24 protein-coding genes are annotated in these 26708 nt (G+C 63.1%); 22 read left to right on the top strand and 2 right to left on the bottom strand.

The window, feature by feature from the left end; translation table 11 throughout:
* Position 1: 1 nt before the first annotated feature.
* Positions 2-2161, bottom strand: a complete 2160-nt coding sequence (gene priA / locus M2375_RS14680; protein WP_259168424.1) for a primosomal protein N' — start codon at positions 2159-2161, stop codon at positions 2-4.
* A gap of 752 nt (positions 2162-2913) precedes the next feature.
* Here priA and M2375_RS14675 point away from each other — a divergent pair.
* The 6 genes from M2375_RS14675 to M2375_RS14650 all read left to right on the top strand — a co-directional run bounded on the left by M2375_RS14675 (position 2914) and on the right by M2375_RS14650 (position 10458).
* A complete protein-coding gene (locus M2375_RS14675; protein WP_259168422.1) occupies positions 2914-3726 on the top strand; it encodes a 1-acyl-sn-glycerol-3-phosphate acyltransferase in 813 nt (270 codons plus the stop codon).
* A gap of 76 nt (positions 3727-3802) precedes the next feature.
* Positions 3803-4807, top strand: coding sequence for a SprT family zinc-dependent metalloprotease (locus tag M2375_RS14670; protein WP_259168753.1), 1005 nt, complete (start codon positions 3803-3805; stop codon positions 4805-4807).
* 72 nt (positions 4808-4879) lie between these two features.
* The gene (locus M2375_RS14665) at positions 4880-5311 is read left to right on the top strand and encodes a rhodanese-like domain-containing protein (RefSeq protein WP_259168420.1); all 432 of its coding nucleotides are present in this window, start codon (positions 4880-4882) and stop codon (positions 5309-5311) included.
* A 101-nt stretch (positions 5312-5412) separates the two neighbouring features.
* Positions 5413-6240 carry an ABC transporter permease gene (locus tag M2375_RS14660; protein WP_259168418.1) on the top strand — a complete coding sequence of 276 codons (828 nt, stop codon included), beginning with the start codon at positions 5413-5415 and terminating at the stop codon, positions 6238-6240.
* Positions 6230-7615: an ABC transporter ATP-binding protein gene (locus M2375_RS14655; protein WP_259168416.1), complete on the top strand. Its 1386-nt coding sequence runs from the start codon at positions 6230-6232 to the stop codon at positions 7613-7615. The genes M2375_RS14660 and M2375_RS14655 overlap by 11 nt, the downstream gene beginning before the upstream one ends.
* A complete protein-coding gene (locus M2375_RS14650) occupies positions 7612-10458 on the top strand; it encodes a class I SAM-dependent methyltransferase (protein ID WP_259168415.1) in 2847 nt (948 codons plus the stop codon). Before M2375_RS14655 ends, M2375_RS14650 begins: the two co-directional genes overlap by 4 nt.
* Before the next feature lie 75 nt (positions 10459-10533).
* On the opposite strand, the gene lysM is transcribed toward M2375_RS14650, so the two are convergent.
* Positions 10534-10998 (bottom strand): peptidoglycan-binding protein LysM, encoded by a 465-nt coding sequence (gene lysM / locus M2375_RS14645; protein ID WP_259168414.1) that lies wholly within the window; start codon positions 10996-10998, stop codon positions 10534-10536.
* 176 nt (positions 10999-11174) lie between these two features.
* Here lysM and M2375_RS14640 point away from each other — a divergent pair, with 176 nt between their 5' ends.
* From M2375_RS14640 to gspD, 16 genes are all read left to right on the top strand, one after another.
* On the top strand, positions 11175-11948 hold the full coding sequence (locus M2375_RS14640; protein WP_259168412.1) for a type III pantothenate kinase: 774 nt from the start codon (positions 11175-11177) through the stop codon (positions 11946-11948).
* 117 nt (positions 11949-12065) lie between these two features.
* A complete protein-coding gene (gene rfbB, locus M2375_RS14635; protein WP_259168410.1) occupies positions 12066-13121 on the top strand; it encodes a dTDP-glucose 4,6-dehydratase in 1056 nt (351 codons plus the stop codon).
* 59 nt (positions 13122-13180) lie between these two features.
* Positions 13181-14074, top strand: coding sequence for a dTDP-4-dehydrorhamnose reductase (gene rfbD, locus M2375_RS14630; RefSeq protein ID WP_259168408.1), 894 nt, complete (start codon positions 13181-13183; stop codon positions 14072-14074).
* A gap of 3 nt (positions 14075-14077) precedes the next feature.
* The gene (gene rfbA / locus M2375_RS14625) at positions 14078-14968 is read left to right on the top strand and encodes a glucose-1-phosphate thymidylyltransferase RfbA (protein ID WP_259168406.1); all 891 of its coding nucleotides are present in this window, start codon (positions 14078-14080) and stop codon (positions 14966-14968) included.
* Positions 14969-14972: 4 nt separating this feature from the next.
* The gene (rfbC, locus tag M2375_RS14620) at positions 14973-15521 is read left to right on the top strand and encodes a dTDP-4-dehydrorhamnose 3,5-epimerase (RefSeq protein WP_259168403.1); all 549 of its coding nucleotides are present in this window, start codon (positions 14973-14975) and stop codon (positions 15519-15521) included.
* A 109-nt stretch (positions 15522-15630) separates the two neighbouring features.
* Positions 15631-17367, top strand: a complete 1737-nt coding sequence (gspE, locus tag M2375_RS14615; RefSeq protein ID WP_259168401.1) for a type II secretion system ATPase GspE — start codon at positions 15631-15633, stop codon at positions 17365-17367.
* Positions 17360-18631: a type II secretion system F family protein gene (locus M2375_RS14610; protein ID WP_259168399.1), complete on the top strand. Its 1272-nt coding sequence runs from the start codon at positions 17360-17362 to the stop codon at positions 18629-18631. Before gspE ends, M2375_RS14610 begins: the two co-directional genes overlap by 8 nt.
* Before the next feature lie 27 nt (positions 18632-18658).
* Positions 18659-19090 carry a type II secretion system major pseudopilin GspG gene (gspG, locus tag M2375_RS14605; RefSeq protein WP_259168398.1) on the top strand — a complete coding sequence of 144 codons (432 nt, stop codon included), beginning with the start codon at positions 18659-18661 and terminating at the stop codon, positions 19088-19090.
* A gap of 42 nt (positions 19091-19132) precedes the next feature.
* A complete protein-coding gene (locus tag M2375_RS14600) occupies positions 19133-19630 on the top strand; it encodes a GspH/FimT family pseudopilin (protein WP_259168395.1) in 498 nt (165 codons plus the stop codon).
* Entirely contained in the window at positions 19627-20064 is a 438-nt protein-coding gene (locus tag M2375_RS14595) for a prepilin-type N-terminal cleavage/methylation domain-containing protein (RefSeq protein ID WP_259168393.1), read from the top strand. Before M2375_RS14600 ends, M2375_RS14595 begins: the two co-directional genes overlap by 4 nt.
* Positions 20061-20783: a prepilin-type N-terminal cleavage/methylation domain-containing protein gene (locus M2375_RS14590; protein ID WP_259168390.1), complete on the top strand. Its 723-nt coding sequence runs from the start codon at positions 20061-20063 to the stop codon at positions 20781-20783. The genes M2375_RS14595 and M2375_RS14590 overlap by 4 nt, the downstream gene beginning before the upstream one ends.
* On the top strand, positions 20783-21652 hold the full coding sequence (locus tag M2375_RS14585) for a general secretion pathway protein GspK (protein ID WP_259168389.1): 870 nt from the start codon (positions 20783-20785) through the stop codon (positions 21650-21652). Before M2375_RS14590 ends, M2375_RS14585 begins: the two co-directional genes overlap by 1 nt.
* An 18-nt stretch (positions 21653-21670) precedes the next feature.
* Positions 21671-23008, top strand: coding sequence for a PilN domain-containing protein (locus M2375_RS14580; RefSeq protein WP_259168388.1), 1338 nt, complete (start codon positions 21671-21673; stop codon positions 23006-23008).
* Complete coding sequence (gene gspM, locus M2375_RS14575) at positions 23005-23571, top strand: type II secretion system protein GspM (RefSeq protein ID WP_259168387.1); 567 nt, start codon at positions 23005-23007, stop codon at positions 23569-23571. Before M2375_RS14580 ends, gspM begins: the two co-directional genes overlap by 4 nt.
* Positions 23568-24209 carry a hypothetical protein gene (locus tag M2375_RS14570; protein WP_259168385.1) on the top strand — a complete coding sequence of 214 codons (642 nt, stop codon included), beginning with the start codon at positions 23568-23570 and terminating at the stop codon, positions 24207-24209. The genes gspM and M2375_RS14570 overlap by 4 nt, the downstream gene beginning before the upstream one ends.
* Positions 24210-24252: 43 nt before the next feature.
* Positions 24253-26691, top strand: a complete 2439-nt coding sequence (gene gspD / locus M2375_RS14565) for a type II secretion system secretin GspD (RefSeq protein ID WP_259168384.1) — start codon at positions 24253-24255, stop codon at positions 26689-26691.
* Positions 26692-26708 lie beyond the last annotated feature (17 nt).

Genomic DNA, 26708 nt, shown 5'->3' with positions numbered 1-26708 from the left:
CTCAGATGGCTTGCGGGTCCACATCGACGAGCCAGCGCACCAGGCCTTTGTGCTCTGCATGGGCGCGCAGCCAGTGCAGGCAGGGCTGCCAGGCGCGCAGAAACTGCTGCAAGTCCTTGCGTGACGGGCTTTCGATCAGCATCTGGGCGCGCTCCACATTGGCCACCCGCTGCATGGACAGCGGGATGGGCGGGTAGACAAAGACCTCGCTGCCCTGCAGCAGCTGCTGGCTGTGCGCGAGCTCGGATGCGGCGCGCAAAAAGGCCTGGGCTTCTTGCTGAGAGCGGGCATCGGCGCGGATGATGGCCTGGTGGGCAAAGGGCGGCATGGCGGCGTCGCGCCGCTCCTTGAGCTGCTGGGCGGCAAAGCCGCTGTAGTCCCACTGGCGCAGCGCCTGGTAAACGGCATGCTCGGGCTGCTGGGTCTGCAGCCACATCTCGACCACGCTGCCCTGGGCGGCCACATAGGCCGCGTCACGCCCGGCGCGGCCCGCTGCCTGCAGCAGCAGAGAGAACAGCCGCTCGGGCGCACGAAAATCACTGGACATCAGCGCGTCATCGGGCTGCACCGCCGCCACCAGGGTCACGCGCCGAAAATCATGGCCCTTGGCCACCATTTGCGTGCCCACCAGCACATCGATGTCACCGGCATGCACATCCGCCATTTTCTCTTCCAGCGTGCCCTTGGCCTTGGTGGTATCGGCATCAATGCGGGCGATGCGGGCAGGCTGGCCATCGGGGCGCTGCACATTGCGCAGCAGGCGCTCAAGCGCCTCTTCGAGCTGTTCGGTCCCCTTGCCCAGTGGCAAGATATCGGGGTTGCCGCAGCTGGGACAGGCCAGCGGCACCCGCTGGCTGAAACCGCAGTGGTGGCAGCGCAGGCTGCGGTCTATCTTGTGGAAGACCTGGTGTGCGCTGCAATGCGGGCAGTCGCTTTTCCAGCCGCAGTCGCCGCAGAAAAGCACGGGTGCAAAGCCGCGCCGGTTGAGCAGCACCAGCGCCTGCTCGCCCCGTTCCACCCGTTCGGTGATGGCCTGCAGCAGCGCCGGGGCAAACACCGCCTGGCGCGGCTGCTGGCGCATGTCCACCAGGCGCAGCCGGGGCATCTGGCCAGCGCCAATGCGGCTGGGCATGGCCAGCCGCAGGTAGCGGCCACCGGCGTCCTCGCCATGGGCCGGGCGGCTGGCCCACCAGCTCTCCAGCGAGGGGGTGGCCGAGCCCAGAATCACCTGGGCCTGCAGGTCATGGCCGCGCCAGATGGCCAGGTCGCGCGCCGAGTAGCGCGCGCCCTCTTGCTGCTTGTAGCTGGCGTCATGCTCCTCATCCACAATCAGCAGCCGCAAATGCGGCAGTGAGGCAAACACCGCCATGCGGGTGCCCAGCACAATGCGGGCTTGGCCGGTGTGCGCGGCCAGCCAGCTTTTGAGGCGCTGGGGCGGTGTCATGCCGCTGTGCATGCTGACGACCGCGCCTTCGCCCAGGCGGGCGGCAAAACGGGCCTGAAAGCGGGCTTCGAGCTGGGGGGTGAGGTTGATCTCGGGCACCATGACCAGTACCTGGGCATCGGGGTCGCGCTGGAAAAGCGCCTCGGCCTGGTGCAGATAGACCTCGGTTTTTCCGCTGCCGGTGCTGCCAAAAAGCAGGAACGGTCCGGTATTCTTGTCTATTTGTTCGCAAACCTCCATCTGCTCTTGGCTCAGTGCCAGCGCTTGGTCGGCCGCAATTGCCGGGGCTGCGGCGGCTTTTTTGCGCTTGAGGCGCCGGGCCAGCTGCTCCACCGTGAGATCGCGCAGCGCAGGGGGTAGCGCGGTAATGGCCATCTCCCCCAAGCTGCGCTGGTAATAACGGGCGGCAAAATGCACTAAACGTAGCCAACTCTCCGGCAATGGGGCAATGCCCTCCAGCACCGCGCTCAGCGGTTTGATCTTGGCGGTATCGCCCGCAAACGAGAGATCCGGCCCCCAGACCACCCCGAGCACTTCGCGCTTGCCCAAAGGCACCCGCACCAGGCTGCCGGCAGGCAGATTGTGGGGGGCGTGGTAGGTCAGCAGTTCACTGGCCGCGCTGATGGCACTGTAGGCGGGGGTGTGGACGGCGATGGACAGCAGAATCAAGGGGGCAGCCGGAATAAAGACAGGAGCTCCGAGTGTAGCGACTGGCATGCCGGCGCGGCGGCGGGGCAAAGGGCGGTTCAGGCCCCGGGTCGGATCCCTCAAGCGTCCCGGTTCGGTGTTTCTCCTGATTGCGGATGGGGCATGCCACAGTCTTGTGACAAAGCAAAGAACTTATACACAAGGCAAATCACAAGAGAAATCAATATGTAGCCAGTATTTCTGTGGATAACTTTGTTGAAATATAGCGCCCTTGGCCTGGCGCAGAATTACCACACATTGTCGTCCGACGGGGCTGATTGCCTGACAAAATTTTTTTATTTATATGTTTCATTGAGTTATGTGGATCGATTTGTCTATGTGACCGATAGCTGCTGCGTATTGTGCTAAGGAGTCTGCTTTCCACATTGTGTGCATAAGTGCTTGCTACGATGCCGTGTGCGTGGCAGAGCCGGGCCAGGCGGCAGCGCGGTTTATCCACAATTTCTCGTCAAACGGCTTAGTTATCCACTGCAATTCTTTGATGGTATTGAGAAAATTACCAATTTAGGGCTGCTGGTGGTGCTCAGGTTCGGGTGGCGTGGGGATGTGCGGGGGACGAGCGCTTCGGCTTCCGATATCATTTAGAGCCGTTCAGCTGGGCCCGGATACATTCCTGCCTTGCTTCAGGCCCCTGCAGCCCGTCCCTTGGCAGCCCTCACCGCGGCGCGTTGAGGGCCTTTGTGGGCGGATTTTTGCTTAGCGCGCTGGCCCGATCGACGGGGTCGACCCTTTGCGTTCCCCCTGCCTTTTCCATTGCTTCCATGTCACTGATCCGATCGATATTGCACACGCTCTTCATGGGCCTGACCGTGATTCCGTACACCCTGACTATTTTGTTGCTGCGTGTCTTTGGGGCCAGCAGCCGGGCGCGTTATACCGTGGCGCGGCTCTGGCTCAAGCTGTCGGCCGACAGCGCCGGCTGGTTTTGCGGCATCCGTGTGCGGATGCAGGGCATGGAGAACCTGCCGGTCGCCGGTCAGCCCGGCAGCGACAAAGGGGTGGTGCTGCTGTGCAAGCACCAGTCGACGTTCGAAACCTTTCTAATGCCGGCGATCATGCCCAGGCCTCTGGCCTATGTTTTCAAAAAAGAGTTGCTGAAGATTCCGTTCTTTGGCTGGTCCATCGGCAGCCTGGACATGATCCATATTGACCGCAAGGATGGCAGCCGTGCCTTCCACAAGGTGGTGGAGCAGGGCAAGCGCCTGCTGGGCCAGGGTACCTGGGTGATTATGTTTCCCGAAGGCACGCGCATTCCACGCGGCGAAAGCGGCGAATACAAAACGGGCGCCACGCGCCTGGCGATCATGACCGGCGCCCAGGTGGTTCCGATTGCGGTGACATCGGCCAAATGCTGGCCGCGCAAGGCCTTTGTCAAGACGCCTGGCATTGTCGATGTGTCGGTGGGCAAGCCGATCAACAGCCAGGGCCGCAAACACGACGAGCTGATGGCTGAGGTGGAATTCTGGATCGAATCCGAAATGCGCCGCCTTGACCCCGAGGCCTATGTGGGCAAGCCTGCGCTGCAGGCGCCAGGCCAGGCAGCAACCGCTTCGGGTGGCGATGCAGGCAAGTGATGCTGAAAGGCGGATGTGTTTGCCTCTGAGCGTGCAGCGCTGCACAGAAAGGGTAGCGGGTTGAGCCATGGTTGATGTGCGTCGCCTGGTGCAGATGGCCCTGGACCTGTGGGAGCGCAGCGAGCCCCCCGCTGCCCAGGCGAAGCCGCCGGCCGCCGCGCCGGGGCCTGCACCCGCACCTGCTCCCGTTTCGCTACCTGCCGCTGCACCGCTGCCGGTACTGGTTCCGGTGCCGCTGCCGGTACCGCCGCCTGTCCCTGTGGCCAGGCCTGCGGCGCCTGTGGTGGTGCCGCCGTCCAGTCCCGACTCCTTGCAGTCGCACCCTGGCGCCAACCGCAGCATCTTGCTGCAAGGCCAGAAGGTGGCGTATTTGCTGCAGCGGGCCAAGCGCCGCAGCATTGGCTTTGTGGTCAGCGAAGACGGCTTGGTGGTGCGGGCGCCGCGCTGGGTAACCCAGCCGGGCATTGAGGAGGCCCTGCACGAGAAGGCGGACTGGATCGTGCGCAAGATTGCCGAGATGCAGCGCCGCCGTGCCAACAGCCTGAGTGCCAGCATCCGCTGGGAAGATGGGGCGAGCCTGCCGTTTCTGGGGCAGCCGCTTCAGATCGTGGTGGACAGCGAGCAGCGCGTAGCGCGCTCCGGTGCGGTGTGGCGTGTGGAGGAAACGGCGGATATCGCTACTTCGCGGCTGTACCTGGCGCTGCCGCCCCATGCCGGGTCGGCGCAAATCCGTGATCTGGTGCAGGCCTGGTTCATCCAGAGCGCGCGCCAGCACTTTTTGACGCGACTGGCCCATTTCGCGCCGCTGCTGGGGGTGCACTACACCAGCTTGCGGCTGTCGAGTGCTGAAACCCGCTGGGGCAGTGCCAAGTCCGATGGCTCCATCCGCCTCAACTGGCGGCTGATGCACTATGCGCCGGCCGTCATCGACTATGTGGTGGCCCATGAGCTGGCCCATTTGCGGGTGATGGACCACAGCCCCCGTTTTTGGGATACGGTGGCGGAGGTGGTGCCTGACCACCGGGCGCTGCGCCAGCAGTTGAAAGACATACCCGCCCCGCCCTGGGACCGGGCGGCGTAGCGGGGCGGCAAGCCTCCCGGGCTGGGGCGGGTGTTTTGTGAGGTGTATTCGCTATTTTTTGATGAGGTGTCTATGAGCTTGACCACGGAACAGCAAACCATTGCGGCGGCCAACGGCTATGCCGGTGATATTGGTGCAGCGCTGGCCTGGCACTGGGTGCAGACCCAGCAGGCCGTGCTGGTGGATGTGCGTACCGATGCCGAACGCGCCTGGGTGGGGCAGGTGCCAGGCGCGGTAGCGATTGCCTGGAAGCAATGGCCGGCCATGGCGATGAACCCGGATTTTGATGCCCAGCTGCAGGCACTGGCCCAGAAGGCCGCTGGCAAGAAAATCGTGCTGCTGTGCCGCAGCGGCGTGCGCTCAGTCGCCGCTGCCCAGCGTGCCAGCCAGCTGGGGCTGGAGGCCTACAACATCCTGCAGGGCTTTGAGGGCGATGCCAATGCCCAGGGGCAGCGCGGCCAGCTCGGCGGTTGGCGGCTTCAGGGTTTGCCTTGGTCGCAGTGACATTTGTAATCGTCGCGGCTTGTAACCGTGCCGCATCCGAGGCTGCCGTGAGGCGCTTGTCCCTGTAAACTTGGCCGCCTCATGATAGATGGAGTTACATATTGACTGTCGGAACTGGCAGCGCTGCCTCTGCACGCGCGTTGGTGGCTAGCGTGCGCGCGCACTGGCCGCTGGTGGTCAAGATGACGCGCCGCGAAGTGAGTGAGCGCTTCAAGGGATCGCTGGGTGGCTGGCTGTGGGCGGTGCTGATTCCGCTGTGCATGCTGGTGATCTACACCTTTGTGTTCTCCGTGGTGTTCAAGGCGCGCTGGGGCGAGGGGCCCGAGTCCAAGACCCAGTTTGCGCTGGTGCTGTTTGCCGGCTTGATCGTCTACGGCCTGTTCTCGGACGTGCTCAACCGCGCCCCGCACCTGGTGCTGGCCAATGTGAACTACGTCAAGCGCGTGGTGTTTCCGCTGGAGATTCTGGTGGTGGTGGCCGTGTGCTCGGCCTTGTTCCAGGCGCTGGCCAGCTTGGCGGTGCTCTTGGTGGCGCTGCTGGTGCTGAACGGCAAGATTCCCCTGACGGCCTTGCTGCTGCCACTGGTCTGGGCGCCTTTGGTGCTGCTCAGTGTCGGTGTGGGCTGGTTTTTTGCGTCGCTGGGCGTGTTTGCCCGCGATCTCAAGCAGATCACCGGCGTGATGACGACCATGCTGATGTTCATTTCGCCGATTTTCTTTCCCGTGCATGCACTGCCAGCGAGCTTTCAGACCGCCATGTGGCTCAATCCGCTGACTTTTTTCATCGAACAGACGCGTGCCGTGCTGATCTGGGGACGCATGCCGGACTGGAGCGGCTGGGCCATCAGCATGCTGGCCTGCAGTTTGGTGGCCTGGATGGGCTTTGCCTGGTTCCAGAAAACGCGCAAGGGATTTGCCGATGTCCTCTGAATCTGTGGCACTGGAGGTGCAAGGCCTGGGCAAGTGCTTTCATATTTATGACGCGCCCGGCGACCGCTTGAAGCAGTTTGTGATGCCCCGCATCTCGCGCCTGCTGGGGCGCGAGCCCAAGCCCTACCACCGCGAATTCTGGGCCCTGCGCGGTCTGGATTTGCAGGTGGCCAAGGGCGAGACGATTGGCATCATCGGCCGCAACGGCTCGGGCAAATCCACCTTTCTGCAGATGGTCTGCGGCACCTTGGCGCCCAGCTGCGGTGAGGTGAAGACCCATGGCCGCATTGCCGCGCTGCTGGAGCTGGGGGCGGGCTTCAACCCCGAGTTCTCGGGCCGCGACAATGTCGCGATGAATGCGGCACTGCTGGGGCTGAGCGACGCGCAGATTGCCGAGCGCTTTGACTCGATTGCCGCCTTTGCCGATATTGGCGAGTTCATCGACCAGCCGGTCAAGACCTATTCCAGCGGCATGTATGTGCGGCTGGCCTTTGCGGTGATTGCCCATGTGGACGCCGATATCTTGGTGGTCGATGAAGCGCTGGCCGTGGGTGATGCGGTGTTCACCCAGAAATGCATGCGCTTTTTGCGCAGCTTCATGGAGCGCGGCACCTTGCTCTTTGTCAGCCACGATACTGCGGCCATCAAGAGCCTGTGCGACCGCGTGGTCTGGATCGACAAGGGCCAGGTGATGCAGATCGGCCCGACCAAGGAGGTCTGCGACCGCTATATGCAGGCCTGCTATGAGGCCGAGCAGGGCAGTGGCCCGGCCGCTGCGGCGCCGCCCGCTGCACCTGTGTTTGATGCCAGCTTGCCCTGGCATGACCAGCGCCGCGATTTCTTCCGCGCCGAGCCGCTGCGCAACGATATCGAGGTGTTTCGCTTCAACCCCGATGCGCCATCGTTTGGCCTGGGCGGCGCCCGCATCACCGGTGCCTGGCTGATGGATACGCAGCAGCGCCCCCTGCACTGGGTGGTGGGCGGTGAGCCCGTGGTCTTGCGCATCCAGGCGCAGTGCCACCAGGCGCTCCAATCACCGATTGTGGGCTTTGTGGTTAAGGACCGCACCGGCCAGGCCGTGTTTGGTGACAACAGCTATTTGAGCTATCTGGGCCAGCCCGTGGCCTGTGCCGGCGGCCAGGTTTTGCAGGCCGAGTTCAGTTTTGACATGCCCCGCATGCCGGTGGGCAATTACGCGATCGACGTCGCACTGGCCGATGGCTCGCAGCACGACCATGTGCAGCAGCACTGGATACAGGATGCGCTGCACTTCAAGTCTGAGTCCACCAACATGGCCACCGGGCTGCTGGGCATTCCGATGCGGTCCATCGTGCTGCAGGCCGGTCAGGCGCAACAGGAAACCTCTCTCCCATGAACCGTATGACAGACCTCTCAGGCCAAGCGCGGGCCGACTTTGGCTGGCTGCTCCCCGCCGCCTTGATGGAGCCCTACCATCTGACCCACCCCGCACCCTGGGCGGGGCATATCCCGTTTGCCGCCTGGCTGATGGCGGTGGCGCAGCCGCGCAGCCTGGTGGAGCTGGGGGCCTACTCTGGCATCTCCTACCTGGCTTTTTGCCAGGCGATTGCCGAGCAGGGCCTGATGACGCGCACCTATGCGGTCGACACCTGGGAGGGCGATGCCCATGCGGGTGCCTATGGCGAGGGGATTTTGGCCAGCCTGCGCCAAGCCCACGATCCGCACTACACCCAGTTCTCGACCTTGCTGCGCATGCGCTTTGACGAGGCTTTGCCCAGCTTTGCCGATGGCAGTGTGGATGTGCTGCATATCGATGGCCTGCACACCTACGAGGCCGTGCGCCATGATTTTGAGACCTGGCTGCCCAAGCTGAGCGAGCGCGGCGTGGTGCTCTTCCACGACAGCAATGTGCACCGCGATGATTTTGGCGTGCACCAGCTCTGGGCAGAGCTGCAGGGGCGCTACCCCAGCATTCACTTTCCGCACAGCAATGGCCTGGGTGTATTGCTGGTGGGCGCGCAGCAGCCGGCGTTGCTGCGCAGCCTGTGCAACCGCAGCGATGCCGCGTTTCAGCGTGAGGCCTGCCGGGTGTTTGCTGCGCTGGGCGCGCGGCTGGAGGCCAAGGCCGAGCTGATGGCATTGCAGCATGCATTGGGCGACGAGCAGCAGCGCGTGCAGGCGCTGGAGGCTGCCGGCCAGCAGCGCCACAGCTGGATCGAAAAGCTCGATGCGGATATCCGCACGCTGGAGTTGGAACGCCAGCAGCTGCGCGGCCATCTGGAGGCGAGCCAAACCCAGGCCCAGCAAAGCCAAAACGCGCTGGCGCAAGCCCAGACACAGGCCCAATGGCTGACTGCCCGCCAGCAGCAACAGGACATCAAGCTTTTGGCGCTGCAGCAGGACCTTGCCCAAAAGCAGTGGCAGATTGAGCAGCAGGCCCAGCAGATGCAGGCGCTGGCGCGCCAGCTCTCGCCGCTGTGGCGCATCACCGATTTGCTGCGCAAATGCAAAAGTGCCGTCTTCCGCCTCAAGCAAAAGTTGGCGCCCTATGAACCGGCAGGCCTGCGCCGCGTGCGCCATGCGCTGCGCCGCAAGATGCGCCAGGCCCGGGGAGCACCATTGCCTGCCATGGCGCTGCTGCCCGGTAGCAACCGGCACTACGGCATTTTGGCGACGGCACACACGCAGTTTGTGGCCCATGCACTGGCCCAGGTGCTGCGCAAGGCGGGCTTTGAGGTGAGCCTGCTGCAAGATGTGCCGGCCCCAGGCTTTGTGCTGGACATGTACATCGTGGTCTGCCCGCAGATGTTCAAGCAACTGCCTCCGGGCGAGAAGCGCATCGTCTTCCAGATGGAGCAAAGCGTGAGCCCGCGCTGGTTCACGGACGAGTACCTGGCCATTTTGGAAAACTCGCTGTCCGCCTGGGACTATGCGCCGGCCAACCTGGCCTTTTTGGAGACCAAGGGCATCCGCTATCCGCACACCTACCTGGTGCCCATTGGCGGGGTGGCTGCGTATTCGCAGCTGTTGCAGGATTGCGGCGAGCCCGCTTTGCCGGATGTGGAGCCGAGCTGCGATGTGCTGTTCTACGGCGATGTGAATGCCCCCCGCCGCCAGGAGATGCTGCAGGTCTTGCAGCGCCACTTCTCGGTGCGCATCGAGGGCAATCTGTTTGGCGATGCATTGCGCCAGGCCGTGCGCCAGGCGCGGGTCGTTGTCAATATCCACTACTACGAAGGCGCCTTGCTGGAGACCACGCGGGTGTATGAATGCCTGAGCCTGGGCACGCCCGTGGTGACCGAGAGCAGTGCCGATATCCACCAACACGCTGCCTTGCTGGACAACCCCGCGCTGCGCGTGACGCCGGTGGGCGATGCCCAGGCCATGGTGCAGGCGGTGCAGGAGATGCTGCAGCAGCAAGCGCAGCAGCCAGCCTTGGTGCAGCAGGGGCTGGCGCAAGAGATGGCGCGCAGCGGCCAGCAGTTTGAATTCATGGTGCTGCGCGCCTTATATGCGCTGGGCCGCATCGACGCGGCCCAGTGGGAGGCCTTGACCTTGCCGCAGCCGCTGCCGGGCCCCTGCATGGTGCTGAGCATGCCCGAGACCGTGCGCCGCCGCGCCCATTTCATCGAGCAGACCTTGCCGGGTCTGCAGTCCGAGGTGGCGGTGTTCGATGGCGTGCGCTACAGCCCCGGCTGGCTGGGCTGCGCGATGAGCTACCAGTACCTGGCGCGCAAAGCCTTGCAGACCGGGGCAACGCAGCTGGAGATCATGGAAGACGATGTCGAGATGCCGCCCGACTACGCCTTGCGCCGCGCCCGGGTGGATGGCTGGCTGGCCGCGCATGCCGGCCAGTGGGACATCTTTGCGGGCCTGATTGCCAAGATCCACCCTGGCACCCAGGTGCTGGAGGTGCAGGAGCGGGATGGCGAGACCTTTGTGGTGCTGGACCGCATGACCAGCATGGTGCACAACATCTACGCGCAGCCCGCGCTGGAGGCGCTGGCGCAATGGGATTCTTCGATCCGCGACCCGCACACCAACACCATCGACAGCTACCTGCAGGGCCGCGCCCAAATGCGGGTGGTCACCACCTTGCCGTTTTTGGTGGCGCACACCACCGATATGGACTCTTCGCTCTGGGGCATCAACAACCACGAGTACCTGGCCGTTATCTACAAGGCCGAGCAAGACCTGCGCCAACTGGTGGAGCGCTTCAAGCAGTCACAGGCAGCCTGACGCGCGACGCGCCAAGAAAAAAATCCCGCACCGGCCAGGCCGGATGCGGGATTTTTACGTTGAGGCGGGGCTAGATTACAGCGCTGGAATACGCAGCTTCTGGCCCGGGTAGATCTTGTTAGGGTCGCTCAGCATGGGCTTGTTGGCTTCGAAGATCGTCATGTACTTGTTGGCATCGCCATACATCTTCTTGGAGATGCCCGACAGCGTGTCACCCGAGACCACGTCGTAGTACTTGGCTTCCGGCTCAGGGTTGGTCACGGTCATCTCATTGGTCACATCGCTGACGCTGGAGACATTGCCGCAGCACAGCGTGACTTTTTCCTTGGCCGCCTGCGTAGGGGCCACGCCGGTCACGGTCACTTTGCCGGCATCGAAGGCCACTTTCACGTCGGACACGCCCAGGTTCTGGGTGCCGATGTATTTCTCGATGGCCGCACCTGCAGCCGCGTTCAGGTCTTGCGGTGCCGTTGCGGCAGCAGCGTCTTTGCCGCCAAACAATTTTTCGCCGGCTTCCTTGATAAAACTGAACAGTCCCATGGTGACTCCTAGAGGGTTGGTTACAGGAACTGTCCAATATATAGGGGTTTGGGAACGCCTTGACGTCAGACGGAGCCGCTTGAAAAAAATTCACAGTGCGGGCCGGCAGGCCCATGCATGGGCAGATGTTGCACGTGCAACAAGGTCGGGCGCCAAAAAGGCCGATAATGCCGCCCATGCATTTTCTGGCCATCGACGTAGGGAACACACGCCTCAAGTGGGCGATGTACGACGCACCGCAACCGGGCGCCGCTGTGCTGGCGCATGGTGTGGAGTTTTTGGACAACATCGAGCGCCTGGCCGAGGGCAGCTGGGCCGAGTTGCCTGAGCCGCAATACATGCTGGGCTGTGTGGTGGCCGGCGATGTGGTGCGCCGGCGCGTGCAGACGCAGATGGACATCTGGGACCTGGCGCCCAACTGGGTGGTGTCCTCCAATGCGGAGGCGGGCCTGACCAATGGCTATGACCACCCCAGCCGCCTGGGCACCGACCGCTGGGTGGCGATGGTGGGCGCCTGGCACCATGTGCTGGCCCAGGGGCGCCAGCGCCCAGTGGTGGTGGTCATGGTGGGCACGGCAGTCACCGTCGAAGCCATTGATGCCGATGGCAAATTTTTGGGCGGCTTGATCCTGCCGGGCCACGGCATCATGCTCAAGGCACTGGAGTCGGGCACCGCAGGCCTGCATGTGCCGACCGGCGATGTGCAGCCTTTCCCCACCAATACCAGCGATGCACTGACCAGTGGCGGCACCTATGCGATTGCCGGCGCCGTCGAGCGCATGGTGCAGCATGTGATTGCCCACTGCGGCCAGGAGCCCGCCTGTGTGATGACGGGCGGCGCTGGCTGGAAGATGATGCCCAGCATGACGCGCCCCTTCGAGCTGGTCGAAAACCTGATTTTTGACGGCTTGCTGCATATTGCCCACAGCCGCTTTGCTGCCAAGGGCTGACGCAGACCGGCGCCACATGCGGTTACAGAGATAGCCCTGCATTGCCAGCGGGCGGCTGCTGCGCCAGAAGGGCAATGCGATAATGGACGGTTATTTGTTGAACTACCTGTACTGACCATGATTCTCGTCACCGGAGGCGCCGGCTTTATCGGCTCGAATTTTGTGTTGGACTGGCTGGCGGGTTCCGATGAACCGGTGGTCAATCTCGACAAGCTGACCTACGCAGGCAATCTACACAATCTGGAAAGCCTGCAGGGCGACAGCCGCCACCATTTTGTGCAGGGCGACATCGGTGACCGTGCGCTGCTTGACCAGCTGCTGGCCGCGCACCAGCCGCGCGCCATCGTGCACTTTGCGGCCGAAAGCCATGTAGACCGCTCCATCCATGGCCCCGAGGACTTTATCCAGACCAATGTGGTGGGTACCTTGCGTCTGCTGGAAGCCGCCCGCGCCTACTGGAGCGGCCTGAAAGGCGAGCGCAAGGATGGCTTCCGCTTCCTGCACGTGTCCACCGACGAGGTCTATGGCAGCCTGGAAAAGGACGACCCGGCTTTCACCGAGACCCACAATTTCGAGCCCAACAGCCCCTACAGCGCGAGCAAGGCGGCCAGCGACCACCTGGTGCGCGCCTGGTTCCACACCTATGGCCTGCCGGTGGTGACGACCAATTGCTCGAACAACTACGGGCCCTACCACTTCCCCGAGAAGCTGATCCCGCTGATGATTGTCAACGCGCTGGCGGGCAAGAACCTGCCGGTGTATGGCGACGGCATGCAGATCCGCGATTGGCTCTACGTCAAGGACCACTGCAGCGCCATCCGCCGCGTGCTGGAGGCCGGCCAGCTGGGCGAGACCTACAACGTGGGCGGCTGGAACGAGATGCCCAATATCGACATCGTCAAGCATGTCTGCAGCCTGCTGGACGCCCAGCGCCCGCGCGCCGATGGCCAGTCCTACGCCGAGCAGATCAGCTATGTGAAGGACCGCCCCGGCCATGACCGCCGCTACGCCATCGATGCGCGCAAGCTGGAAAAGGAGCTGGGCTGGAAGCCGGCTGAAACCTTTGACAGCGGCATCCGCAAGACGGTGCAGTGGTACCTGGAGCACCAGGATTGGGTGGCCCAGGTGCAGTCGGGTGACTACAAGGACTGGGTCAACAAGCAGTACGCCTGAGGGCGGTATTTTTGCGGGCCTGGCACAGCATGTAGCCGCCCGCCTTCCAGGACGATGCAATGAAAATACTGTTGTTGGGCAAGAACGGCCAGGTCGGGTGGGAGCTGCAACGCAGCTTGCTGCCGCTGGGCGAGGTGATTGCGCTGGACCGTGCCAGCGAGCCGCTGTGCGGCGACTTGCTGCGCCCCCAGGCATTGGCCGAGACGGTACGCGCCCTGGCGCCGGATGTGATCGTCAACGCCGCAGCCTACACTGCGGTGGACAAGGCCGAGAGCGAGCCCGATGCCGCCCGCACCATCAATGCCGAGGCGGTGGGCGTGCTGGCCCGCGAGGCCAAAGCGCTGGGCGCCTGGCTGCTGCACTACAGCACCGACTATGTGTTCGACGGCAGTGGCAACCAGCCCTGGCAAGAGGACCAGGCCACCGGCCCGCTGTCGGTCTATGGCCAGACCAAGCTCGACGGCGAGCAGCAGATTGCAGCCAGCGGTGCCAAGCATTTGATTTTTCGCACCAGCTGGGTGTATGCCGCGCGCGGCGGCAACTTTGCCAAGACCATGCTGCGCCTGGCGCAGGAGCGCGACAAGCTGGCCGTCATCGATGACCAATGGGGGGCACCTACCGGCGCCGACCTGATCGCTGATGTGACGGCCCATGCACTGCGCACGGCCATGGCATCGGCAGAGGACTTGAGCGGTATCTACCACCTGGTAGCGGGCGGTGAGACCACCTGGAACCGCTATGCCTGCTTTGTGCTCGATACGGCCCGCGCCATCAACCCTGCACTGCATCTGACGGCGCAGGAGGTGCAGGCGGTCGACACCACCGCGTTCCCGACACCGGCTCGCCGCCCCCACAATTCCCGTTTAAACACCCACAAATTGCAGCAGCGCTTTGCGCTGGATTTGCCCGATTGGCAGACCGGCGTGCAGCGCATGTTGCGGGAGATTTTGTAAACCATGACAGTGCAAGCACGCAAAGGCATCATCTTGGCGGGCGGCTCCGGCACCCGCCTGCACCCGGCCACCCTGGCAGTCAGCAAGCAGTTGCTGCCGGTGTATGACAAGCCGATGATCTACTACCCGCTCACCACCTTGATGCTGGCGGGGATCAAAGAGATCCTGATCATCAGCACCCCCCAGGACACACCGCGCTTTGAGCAGCTGCTGGGCGATGGCAGCCAGTGGGGTATCCAACTGCAGTACGCGGTGCAGCCCAGCCCGGATGGCTTGGCGCAGGCCTTTTTGATTGGCGAGTCCTTCCTGGACGGTGCGCCCAGCGCCTTGGTGCTGGGTGACAACATCTTCTACGGCCATGACTTCCACAAGCTGCTGGCCAGCGCCATGCAGCGCGATGCGGGCGCCAGTGTCTTTGCCTACCATGTGACCGATCCCGAACGCTATGGTGTGGCCGACTTTGACAAACATGGCAAGGTGCTGTCGCTGGAAGAAAAGCCGGCCAAGCCCAAGAGCAACTATGCGGTGACGGGCCTGTATTTCTACGACAGCCAGGTGGTGGAGCTGGCGCGCGGCCTCAAGCCATCGCCGCGCGGCGAGCTGGAGATCACCGATTTGAATCGGCTGTACCTGGAGCAGGGCCAGTTGAGCGTCGAGATCATGGGCCGGGGCTATGCCTGGCTGGATACCGGCACGCACGACAGCCTCTTGGATGCGGGCCAGTTCATTGCCACCTTGGAAAGCCGCCAGGGCCTGAAGATTGCCTGCCCCGAAGAAATTGCCTGGCGCAGCGGCTATATCGGCGACGAGCAGCTGGCTGCACTGGCCAAGCCCTTGGCCAAGAATGGCTACGGCCAGTACCTGCAGCGCTTGCTGCAGGAGCCCAAGGAGTAAAGCCATGCAAGCCATCGACACGGCCTTGCCCGAGGTCAAGATCATCGAGCCCAAGGTGTTTGGCGACACGCGCGGCTTTTTCTACGAGAGCTTCAACCAAAAAGCCTTTGATGCGGCGGTGGGCCAGCACTATGACTTTGTGCAGGACAACCACAGCAAGAGCAGCCGCGGCGTGCTGCGCGGTCTGCACTACCAGCTGGAGCAAGCCCAGGGCAAGCTGGTGCGGGTGGTGCAGGGCCGCGTGCTGGATGTCGCGGTCGACATCCGCAAAAGCTCGGCCACCTTCGGCCAATGGGTGGCGGTGGAGCTGAGCGAGGACAACCAGCGCCAGCTGTGGGTGCCGCCAGGCTTTGCCCATGGTTTTGTGGTGTTCAGCGAAACGGCGGAGTTCCTCTACAAAACAACGGATTACTACGCGCCGGCCCACGAGCGCTGCATTGTCTGGAATGATGCGCAATTGTCGATTGACTGGCAGTTGGGCGATATGGAGCCGCAACTCTCGGCCAAGGACCAGCAGGGCAAGGCTTTTGCCGAGGCCGATGTTTTTGCCTGAGTTTGCTTTTCCTACCAAATGTCTCCCATGCCTGGCCCCTACACTGGGTGCCCTATAGGCTAAGGGGATGAGTACCACGCCTGCCATAGGCTTTTGAGACCATAGACGCATGAGCAACAGCACCACCGACGATTTCAGCGATGCCGCCCTGACCCTGGAGTCCGGGCGTCGTCCCTTGCTGGGCGAGATGCTGGTGCAGGCGGGCAAGCTGTCGCCACGCGATCTGGAGCGTGCTTTGCAGGCGCAGCAGGAGATGGGCAGCCTTATCGGCCAGGTGCTGGTGCAGCTGGGCCTGGTTTCCGAGCCGGACCTGATGCAGGCCCTGGCGACCCAGCTGAACATCCCTTTCACCTTGGGCACGGATTTCCCGGCCGAGGCGATCAGTGTGCCGGGCCTGATGCCCGAGTTTCAGCACTCGCAGCATGTGTTCCCCTTGCAACTGCAAGATGGGGTGCTGCAGGTCGCCATGGCTTCGCCGCAGGATCCCTTTGTCATCAAGGCGCTGCAGATGTCGACCGGGCTGCAGATTCGCCCGCACCTGGCACTGCAGGCCGATATTGAAAAAGCGCTGCAGGAGCCCGAGCCCGAAGCCGAAGAAGACGACGGCGATGACATGTTTGGCGATGGCTCGGATGTGGGCGATTTTGTCGAGCATCTGAAGGACCTGGCCAGCGAAGCACCAGTGATTCGCCTGGTCAACAGCATCATCGGCAAGGTGACCGATCTGCGCGCCTCCGACATCCATCTGGAGCCGTTTGATGATGGCCTGCATGTGCGCTACCGGGTCGACGGTGTGATCCACCCCGGCGAGCTGGTGCCGCCGCGCCTGTCGGCGGCTGTGGGTTCGCGGGTCAAGCTGATGGCGCATCTGGACATTGCCGAGCGCCGCCTGCCGCAGGATGGCCGTATCAAGACGCGCGTCAAGGGCCGTGAGCTCGATCTGCGGGTCTCGACCGTGCCCACCGTGCATGGCGAGAGCATTGTGATGCGGGTGCTGGACCGCGCCAGCGTGCGGCTGCAGCTGGAAACCATGGGTTTTGCCAAGGACACGCTGTCCAAATTCAACGACCTGCTGGGCCGCCCGCACGGGATTTTGCTGGTCACCGGGCCGACTGGTTCGGGCAAGACCACCACCTTGTATGCGGCGCTGTCCAAGATCGATGCGCTGGAGAACAAGATCATTACCGTGGAAGACCCGGTCGAGTACCAGCTCGAAGGGATCAACCAGATCCAGGTCCATGCCCAGATCAACCTGACCTTTGCCAACGCGCTGCGCTCCATCCTGCGCCAGGATCCGGACATCATCATGATCGGTGAAATGCGGGACGGCGAAACCGCGCAGATTGCGGTGCAATCGGCGCTGACGGGCCACTTGGTGCTGTCCACCCTGCACACCAACACCGCCGCCGGTGCCATTACCCGTATGCAGGACATGGGGGTGGAGAGCTACCTGATCACCTCCTCGGTCAACGGGGTGCTGGCCCAGCGCCTGGTGCGTACCTTGTGCGGTAATTGCAAGGAAGCCTACGAGCCCGGCGAGGAAGTGCGCCAGCGCTCTGGCCTGGCGCGCTTTAGCAGCGTGGGCCAACCGATTTACCGCGGTGTCGGCTGCAATGCCTGCCGCCACACCGGCTACAAGGGCCGTACCGGCATCCATGAGCTGTTTGTGCTCGATGAGCCGATGCGCAACGCCATCAACGCGGGCAAGGACTCGAACGAGCTGTTCAACCTGGCGGCCAAATCCGGCATGCTGAGCCTGCATGAGGACGGCCTGCGCAAGGTGGCTGCCGGCGTGACCACCTTGGACGAAGTCGCCCGCGTCACCCAGGACCAGATCGATGGCTGATTTTGCCTGGCACGCGATCAATGCTGCGGGCGAGCAGGTTCGCGGCACCTTCCAAGCGCCCAATGCAGCGGCGGTGCAAAAGCATTTGCGTGCGCAAAAGCTCACGCCGGTGCGCATTGTCGATGCCGTTGATGCCGCCGCGCTGATGCCGGCGGCCGCCAAGTCGGGTGCCAAGCCCGCTGCGGTCGGCGCCCTCGTCAAGCCCAAGGCCCGGAAATCGCAAAAAGGCCCAGCCAAGGCCGCCGATGTGCTGGCGATGACCTCGGAGCTGTCGATCATGCTCAAGGCCGGCCTGGCGCTGGACAACGCGCTGCGCGTGCTGATCGACATGGCCTTCAAGGACAGCATGCGTGAGCTGCTCACCGGCGTGCTTGAGGCGGTCAAGGGCGGTGTGCCGCTGTCCAAGGCCTTGATGGCGCACCAGGAGCTGTTTGGGGATTTCTACATCAACATGGTGCGCTCGGGCGAGGCCAGCGGCCAGATGTCGGCCGTGCTGCAGCGTTTGGTGGAGCACCTGGAGCGCCAGCGCGCGCTCAAGGAAAGCGTGGTCTCGGCCACCATCTACCCAATGATTCTGGTGGCAGTGGCCATCCTGTCGCTGATCGCCATGCTGGGCTTTGTGGTGCCGCAGTTTGAAAAACTGTTCACCGACATGGGCGATGCACTGCCCACGCCCACCAAGATTGTGATGACCATCGGCCAGGTGTTCCGCAAGAACGGCTGGGTGCTGTTGCTGGGCGGCGCTGCGGTGGTCTATCTGCTGCGCGGCTGGCTGCGCTCGCCCAAAGGGCGGCTGTGGTGGCAAGGGGTGTTGCTGCGCATGCCGATTTTGGGGCGCCTGGCGCTCAAGTACCAGCTGACTTTGTATTCGCGCTCGCTGGGCACCTTGCTGGGCAATGGCGTGCCCTTGCTCACGGCGCTGCATATCGCGACCGATACGGTCAGCAACCGCTTGATCCAGCAGGAGCTGGCCAAGATTCCGCCCATCGTCAAAGAGGGCGGCAAGATGGTGCAGGCCATGAACACCACGACGGTGTTCGAGCCGCTGGCCGTGAACCTGGTGCGTGTCGGTGAAGAAACCGGCCGCCTGGGATCGATGATGCTGGAGCTGTCGAATATATTGAACCGCGAGGTGGAAACGGGCATCAAACGCGCCCTGACCATGATCGAGCCGGTGCTGATTTTGGTGCTCGGTCTGCTGATTGCCTCCATCATTGTGTCTATCTTGATGGGTATTCTGTCCGTCAACGATTTGGCTGCTTAATTTTTAATACTGCAAGGAGAGCCCGCCATGAAGGCCTGTTTCACCCAAAAATCGCCACGCAAGAGCCGTGGTTTCACCTTGATCGAATTGCTGGTGGTGCTGGCCATCCTGACCTTGCTGGCCGGCCTGGTCGGCCCCAAGGTGCTGAGCCAGCTGGGCGGCGCCAAGTCCAAGACCGCAGGCGTGCAGATTGCCGACTTGCAAAAGGCCTTGGATATTTTCAAGCTCGATACCGGCCGCTACCCGACCAGCGAAGAAGGTCTGGACGCACTGGCCAAGCAGCCGGGCAATGTGCGCGGCTGGAACGGCCCCTACCTGTCGGGTGGCGTGCCCAATGACCCTTGGAACAACCCTTACCGCTACAGCTACAGCGGCGGCCGGGTGGACATCCTGTCCCTGGGCTCTGACGGCCAGCCTGGCGGCGAGGGCGAAGCCGCCGACGTGCGCAACGCGCAATAAGCTGGCTGCTGTTGTTATCTTCCGGTCTGACCAGGAACCTCTGTGCCCACTGCCTTGCCATGGCTGAGCCCACGCCCCCGCGCTGCAAAGCGCCCATCCGCTTATCGAGGCTTCACCTTGATCGAGCTGATGGTGGTGTTCGCCATCATGGCCTTGGTGGTGGCCATGGCGCCGGTCGCCTATGACCGGCTCAAAGATGGGGTGCAGTACCGGGATACCGTGCGTACGATGATCAGCCAGCTGCGCGCTGCCCGCTATATTGCCGTCTCGCAAGGCGAGCCGGTACGCTTTACCGTGGATCTGCAAAGCAGGCACTATGGTTATACGGGCGCGCAAAAAGAGATTCCCGAAGCCGTGGAGCTGCGCACCACGGTGGCGGACCGCGAGTTCGTGCCCAATAGCTCGGCTTCGATCGTGTTTTTGGCCTCGGGCGGCTCCACCGGGGGCAGCGTGGAGATTCTGCGCAAGACCGGCTCGGGCACGCGCTTGCGGGTGGACTGGCTCTCGGGCCGGGTCACCCAGGAGCCGCTGTTCCAATGAGCGCGCGTTCGCTATCTTCACCACCACGCCGGCAGCAAGGCATGACCTTGCTGGAGATCCTGGTGGCACTGTCCATCATGGCGATCTCGCTGGGCATGATCTACCGGGTGACGGGCAGCAATGCACGCAGCGTGGGCGATCTGGACCACTACCAATATGCGGTGCAGCTGGCGCAGTCCATCATGGACTCGCGCGACTCCGTCTATGAAAGTGGCTGGAACGAATCGGGCCAGAGCAATGGCTACCAGTGGAGTGTGCAGAGCGCGCCGTTCAAGACCGGCGTCGACGAAGGCCCGAATATCCCCGTGTTGCATGAGGTGCATATCAGTGTGCACTGGGCTGATGGCGACCGCCCGCGGGTGTTTGAGCTCAGCACCTTGCGTGCACAGCGCAGGCCTGCCGACCCGGCAGAGAACCTGGTGCCACTGGGATGAAAACCATTCGCACGCGTTTTGCTAGGCACGCCCCTCAAGGCCTGGGCCGCGCAGCCGCCGGCTTCACCTTGGTGGAGATGCTGGTGGCGATGTCCTTGCTGTCGCTGATCGTCTTGGGTCTGGCCGGTGCCATGGGCACGATGGGCCGCACCGAAACCAGTATCGACAACCGGCTCGAACGCATGGATGAATCGCGGGCCAGCACCGATTTTCTGCGTGCCGTGCTGGGCCGCATCTCTGGCAAAAGGGTACAGGGCCTGCAGCAGCAGGGCATGCTCAGTGCCGCGCCGTCCGCATTTTTCTTTGAAGGTGGTGGCCAGTCGATGAGCTGGGTGGGCGTGATGCCCGCCCGCTATGGCGTAGGTGGCCGTTACCACTTCCGTTTGGCACTGGGCAACTACGAAGGGGTGCCTGCGGTGGTGTTGAGCTACCTGCCTTGGACGGATGCACAGACCCTGCCCGACTGGGGTGCTGCGCAAACCTACCCCTTGCTGTCGCACGCGACCGGCCTGTCGTTCCAGTACCTCAATGGTGGCATCGATCCGCCGCAGTGGGGCAGTGATTGGGCGGTGATCGACCAACTGCCGCAGGCGGTGCAGGTGGTGATGACGACCGAGACCGCGGTGCTGGCACCGGTGGTGGTGCAACTGCGGGTGATGCCCGCAGGCGACCCGCGTGGTGGTGGCGGCGGCGCGAGCCTGGGAGGCGCGAACGGATGATGCGCGTACAGCAACAACTCAGCGCCACGCATGCGCACAGGCAACAAGGCATGGCCTTGATTGCGGTGCTTTGGCTGGTGGCTGCGCTCAGCCTGATGGTGACGGGCGTCAGCAGTGTGGTGCGCCAGGAGGCCAAGGTGGTCGGCGTGGCCAAGGACAAGGTCACCGCCCAGGCATTGGGCGATGCGGCCGTGGTGATGGTGCTGCAACAGTTAGCGGCCGACCGCACGATCTTGCAGGAGATCACCGAGACCTCGGTCAATTACCAGGGCACGCAGGTGGCGGTCAGTGTGATGCCGCTCAACGGCCTTATCAATATCAATGGCGCTTCGCTGCCGCTGTTGAATGCCTTGCTGAGCGTTGGTGGTGGCGTGCCTGACGGAGCGGCGCAAGAGCTTGCGATTGCGATCCTCGATCGGCGTGAGCGCTCCTCGCTGGATGGCCGCCGACCCGAGCGTTTTGAGGCGATAGAAGACCTGATGCAGGTGCCCGGTATCGATTACGACCTCTATGCTAGACTCGCGCCCTTGATCACGGCGTCGACGACCGGTTCGGGCGGGTCCACGGTCAACCCGCTGGCCGCGCCACCCCAGGTGTTGCGGGTGTTGGCCAATGGTGATGAGGGCATCGCGGCCCGTATTGCCGCATCGCGCGGTTCTGGCCAGACGGGGCTGGACACGACGGGCCTGGATGCCAACCTGGCGCGCCCCGGTGGTGCGCAGCGCCGTTACCGGATAACGGCCCAGGTTCCCATGGCGGATGGACGTATTTTTCTCGTAGATCGCAGTGTGTACTTTGGGGCCAGAACGCGAGACGGCCTGCCTTGGTACACGTTTGAAGCGCGCCAGATGCTGCAGCCGGCATCCTGATCGAAGCAAAGAACCCTTATGGCAATTTCTACTGAATCGCGCTTTTTTGGGCTGGATTTGAACCAGCTCAAGGCCGATATTCTCAAAACCTGGCGCAGGGCACCGCAGTGGCCGCCGCTGTCATGGCTGCGGCCCGAGCAGATGCTGCGTCTGGTGCCTGCCGACGGTGCGCCCTCGGTGGTGTGGGAGAGTGGCGAGGCTGTGGCCAAGCCCGCGCGGGAGCCTGCTTTTTGGGCCCTGGAACTGCCCGAGTACATGGTGCTTCGCAAGACCGTGGCGCTGCCCGCACTGGACCCGCAGGATTGCGCCAGCGCCGCCGAATTGGAGGTGCAGGCGATCAGCCCTTTCGCGGCTGAGGACCTGCTTTGGGGCTTTACCGAGCTGAGCCGCAGCAGCAAGGCGGTCAAGCTGCTGGTGGTGCTGGCCTCCAGAGCCCAGACCGAGCCCTATCTGCAAGCCCGCATAGCCGATCACATGCAGTCGCCAGCGGGCGCGGCCAAGCCTTTGGCACAGCCGGAGGTGTGGGTTTTTGCTGCCGAGCGCCGGCCTGTGGTGTTTCAGGGTTTTGGCGAGCAGGCACGGTTTGACTGGGGCCGCAAGCGGCTGTGGTGGAATGTCAGCGGGGTGGCGCTGCTGCTGCTGCTGGCAGCGGCCATCGCTGCAACGCCGACGGCCCAATTGCGTCTGCGTGCGATCGAAGCGGTGCATGCCTTTGAGGGCATGGCGGCCAGGACTGGCGATGTGGTGGCCAAGCGGGAGAGCCTGATCCAGAGCGCTGACCAGGTGGCGGGTTTGTCAGAGTTGCTGGCGGAGCGCATTGATGGCGTCCAGGTGCTCAGCATGCTGACCAATGTGCTGCCCGATGACACGGCGTTGCAATCGGCCCGCATCCAAGGCAGCAAGGTCACGATTTCCGGCTTGACGGAGAATGCCTCGGCCTTGATGCAAAAGCTCAGCAACCAGGACGGCGTGAAAGATGTGCGAGCCCCCAGTGCTGCCACGCGTATGGGCGGGGGCAACAAAGAGAGCTTCACCATCGAGCTGGGCCTGGATGCCAAGGTATTTGGTCCCAAGACCGTGCAAGAGGTGGAGGCTGCGGCCAAGCCGCAGGCTGCCGAGCCGGTGAACACCATACCTGCGGGTGCAGAGGCAGCGCCCGCTGCAGCGGGCGCTACACCTGCTGCAATGCCGCCAGCCGCCGCCGTGCCGCCTAGTGGCACAGCTGGGCCAGCCGCCGCACCAGGCCAAGCCGCGCCCCCGCCCTCCAAGGCGACTCTGGGCGGCACTACCAAGCCTCGGGCCACCCTGGGCGGAACCGTAACCCCTCCCGCTGAGCCAGGAGGGAAAAAACCATGATCGAAACCCGTCCCAATCGCAAAGAGCTGCTGATCCTGGTGGCGACCGCACTGCTGGTGCTGCTGCCCTTGATCGCTCTGGGCAGCTATGTGGTCAGCAAGCACCTGTGGGCCCAGTCCCGGCTGTCGGAGCTGGAGCCGCGTTACGCGCGCCTGCGTGGTCTGGATCTCCAGCGTGAAGAGATTGACCAGTCGCTGGAGCGCGCCTTGCAGATCCGCGCCGAATATATTTACCCTGGCAGCCAGGATGTGGCGCAGACCGGCAATGCCGTGCAGCAAAAAGTGCGCAGCCTTTTGACCACTGCCGGCCTGACCGTGGTCAGCAGCCAGGTGCTGCCGGCCAAGGAAGAAAAGGGCTTTGACCGCATTCCCTTGTCGGTACGTGCGGAAGGGGACTTGCTGGCCGTAGACAGCGCGCTGGCCGTGCTGAACGAACAGCTGCCGGTGATGCTGCTGGCGGATGTGGAAGTGAGAAACCAGGGAACCTTGCAGGTGATGAACGATAAGGTGGCCCCTCGCTTGACCCTCCAGATGACCTTGAGTGTGTTGAGGGAGCGTCCATGAAGCGCTATACAAGTGCCATTCTGGTGGCGGCCAATGTTGTGCTGGCGTTGTTGCTGGTCTGGATGTGGCTCTCGCCCAGTGGCGGCCTCAAGAACGCCCATTGGGAAGTTCCCCGTGGCCAAAAGGCCAATCTGGACGGTATCGTGCCCCGCCTGGGCAAGGCGCAGACCATGGACCACAGCCAGTTTCTGGCCATGCTCGACCGTCCCCTGTTCTCGCCCAGCAGGCGCCCGCCGCCTCCGCCCCCCGTGGCTGCGGCGGAAGCACCACCGCCACCGCCGGACTACCTGGCCGATGCCGTGCTCAGCGGTGTCTATATCGGCGAGGATGGCAAAAGTGGCGGCATCATCATCAAGTTCCAGGGCAAGGACAAGTCCCTGCCACTGCAGGGCGTGCTCGATGGCTGGACTTTGAGTTCGGTTGCGGATAACCGGGTGTATTTCACCCGCGCTGGCGTGACCAAGGAAATCGCCTTGCAAAAGGGCAAGCTGCAACAGGGCTATGGCCCGGCAACAGAGACCAACATGCCAGCCAGAGCCATACCTACCCAGATCGGTCAGCCCCCCGCCGGCACCGATACCCCACCACCCCGTCGCCGTGCAAGCCTGGGCGGCTCTACCGCTGCCCAGCGCCCTTGAGCGCGGCAATCCCTCTATATAAATAGAACCTAGGGTCAGAACCATGAAGTCTCCCGTATTTTTCAAGACTGCACTGGTGGTCGCATTGGGCCAGATGGGCGTGCTGCTGCCGCTTCATGCGCAAACCGCCGCACCCCTGCCTTCTGCCCAGCCGGCCGTGCAAGCCAATGGCTCGCTGCCCGTCATTCAAGCGCCCAACATCATGATCGGCCCCAAGATGGGCGGCGATGAGGAGGGCGAATCGACTGAGCCACGCGTGCTGCGTGGCACGGACAAATTGCTCAACATCGACAAGTCTGCGCCCGTTGCCGCTGGCGCGCCGGTCAGCTTCCGCTTTGAGGAAGCCCCGGTGGCCGAGGTGGTGCGCACCGTGCTGGGCGATATCCTCAAGATCGACTATGTGATGCACCCGCCGCTGCAAGGCACGGTGACCTTGACCACCCCGAAGCCGATTGACCCGGACAAGGCCGTCTTCCTGCTGGAGGCCGCACTGCAGGCCAATGGCCTGGCCATGGTGCGCGATGCCCGAGGCACCTACCAGGTGGGCAAGCCCGAGGCGCTGCGCAGTCTGGTGGGCAACGTCCGTCTGGCAGGTGCGCCGGGCAGCATGGCACCGGGCTATGGCGTGATCGTGGTGCCGCTGCAATACATTGGCGCGACCGAGATGTCCAACATCCTCAAGCCCATCATCCCTGGGGAAGCCCTGATCAAGGTGGACACCGTGCGCAATGTGCTGATCATGCAAGGCACGCGTACCCAGTCCGAAGGCTGGATGGAGATGGTCAAGACTTTTGACGTGGACTTGCTCAAGGGCATGTCGGTGGGTATTTACCCGCTCAAGCACGCATCGATTGAAGAAGTGAGTGCGGCGTTGCAAATGGTCAACGGCGGCGGTGCCCAGGCGGGCCAGGGGCAAGGTTCCGGTGGGACCGCGGGGATCGCTGGCGGATCCGCCAGCGCTGCTGCTGCACGCCGACCTGGTCAGGCCACCGGTGCGGCGGCTGGCAGCAATGCCAACAACCAGCTCAGCGGCAATGCGGCTGCGGCAGCGGCGCTGCTCACCTCGTTGGGTGATTCCAACCCGCTGTTTGGTGCGCTGCGCGTGCTGCCCATTCCGCGCCTCAATGCGCTGATGGTGATCACGCCACGTGCCTCTTATCTGGATGAAGCCGAAAAATGGATTCGCCGCCTGGATGTGCCCGGTTATGGCGGCAGCGAGCCGGAGCTGTACGTCTACCGCGTGCAGAACGGCAATGCCAAATACCTGGCCCAGGTGCTCAATGGCATCTTTGGTGGCCAGCAGGGCGCCGGCGGCAATATGACCTCGGGCGTCGCCCCAGGCCTGAACGGCGTCAATAACAACAACAACCGAGCGGGAGGCTTCAACAGCTTTGGCAGCACCTCCGGTTTTTCCTCCGGATTTGGCAGCAACAATGCCAACCGTTTTGGCAACAGCGGAAACGCCCAGCAGCAAGGCGGTGGTGCTCCAACCATCACCGCTACGGCGATTGGCGATATCCGCGTGGTAGCCGACGAGTTCAACAACACCATCCTGGTTTGGGCCACCGGCTCGCAGTTCCGCAAGATCGAGTCCTCGCTCAAGCGCCTGGACGTAGCTCCCATTCAGGTGCTGATCGAGGCCAGCATCATTGAGGTGACGCTCAATGACAACCTGGAGTATGGTGTGGAATGGTTGTTCCGTAACAGTGGTATTGGAGGCCGTAATTACTCAGGCACTGGTAGTCTTGGCTCTTTGAATAACACGACTCCCAGCCCTGTTGCTGCTGCAGCGGGCAATTTTACCTATTCGCTCTTCAACAGCGGTGGTGATATCGCCGCTCGCTTGAGTGCCGTCGCGGGTCAGGGGCAGGTGAAGATGCTGTCCAGCCCGTCGGTGATGGTGATGGACAACCACCCGGCATCTATCTCGGTCGGCGAGCAGATTCCGGTGAAGGTCAGCAGCACCATCACTTCCACCAGCTTTTTGTCAGACAACTACCAGCTGAAGGACACCGGTGTGATTCTGAATGTTACGCCTTCGGTCAATTCCGGCAATATGGTCAGTTTGCAGATCGACCAGTCGGTCATCGACAGCGCCGGCCTCGACACCGCATCGCAACAGACCAAGTTCTCCAACCGCCAACTGACCAGCAAGCTGGCCGTGCGTTCGGGTGAATCGATCGTCATGGGCGGCTTGATCAGAGACCGGAATGAAGACTCCGACTCGGGCATTCCTTTGCTGAAAGACATCCCGATCATCGGCAAAGCCTTCAGTAGTACCGTTAGAAAAACCGCGCGTACGGAACTTCTGCTCGTGATGACCCCTCGTGTCGTACGTACCGATGTGGATGTGCGTGAAGTGAGCGAGGAACTGCGCGACCGCCTGCGTGGTCTGAATGATGATGACCTGCTGACCCGTGCGAACAGCGCCGCGATGCCGCAATCCCGTGTTGCACCGGTGCAGCCGGCACAGGCCCAGTAATGAACTATGTTGTAAAG

Origin of the sequence: Comamonas sp. BIGb0152, assembly GCF_024809975.1 — a bacterium.
Lineage (GTDB): Bacteria > Pseudomonadota > Gammaproteobacteria > Burkholderiales > Burkholderiaceae_C > Comamonas.
The sequence above is the reverse complement of the archived record's forward strand: the minus strand, read 5'-3'. Positions and strand labels throughout refer to the sequence as shown.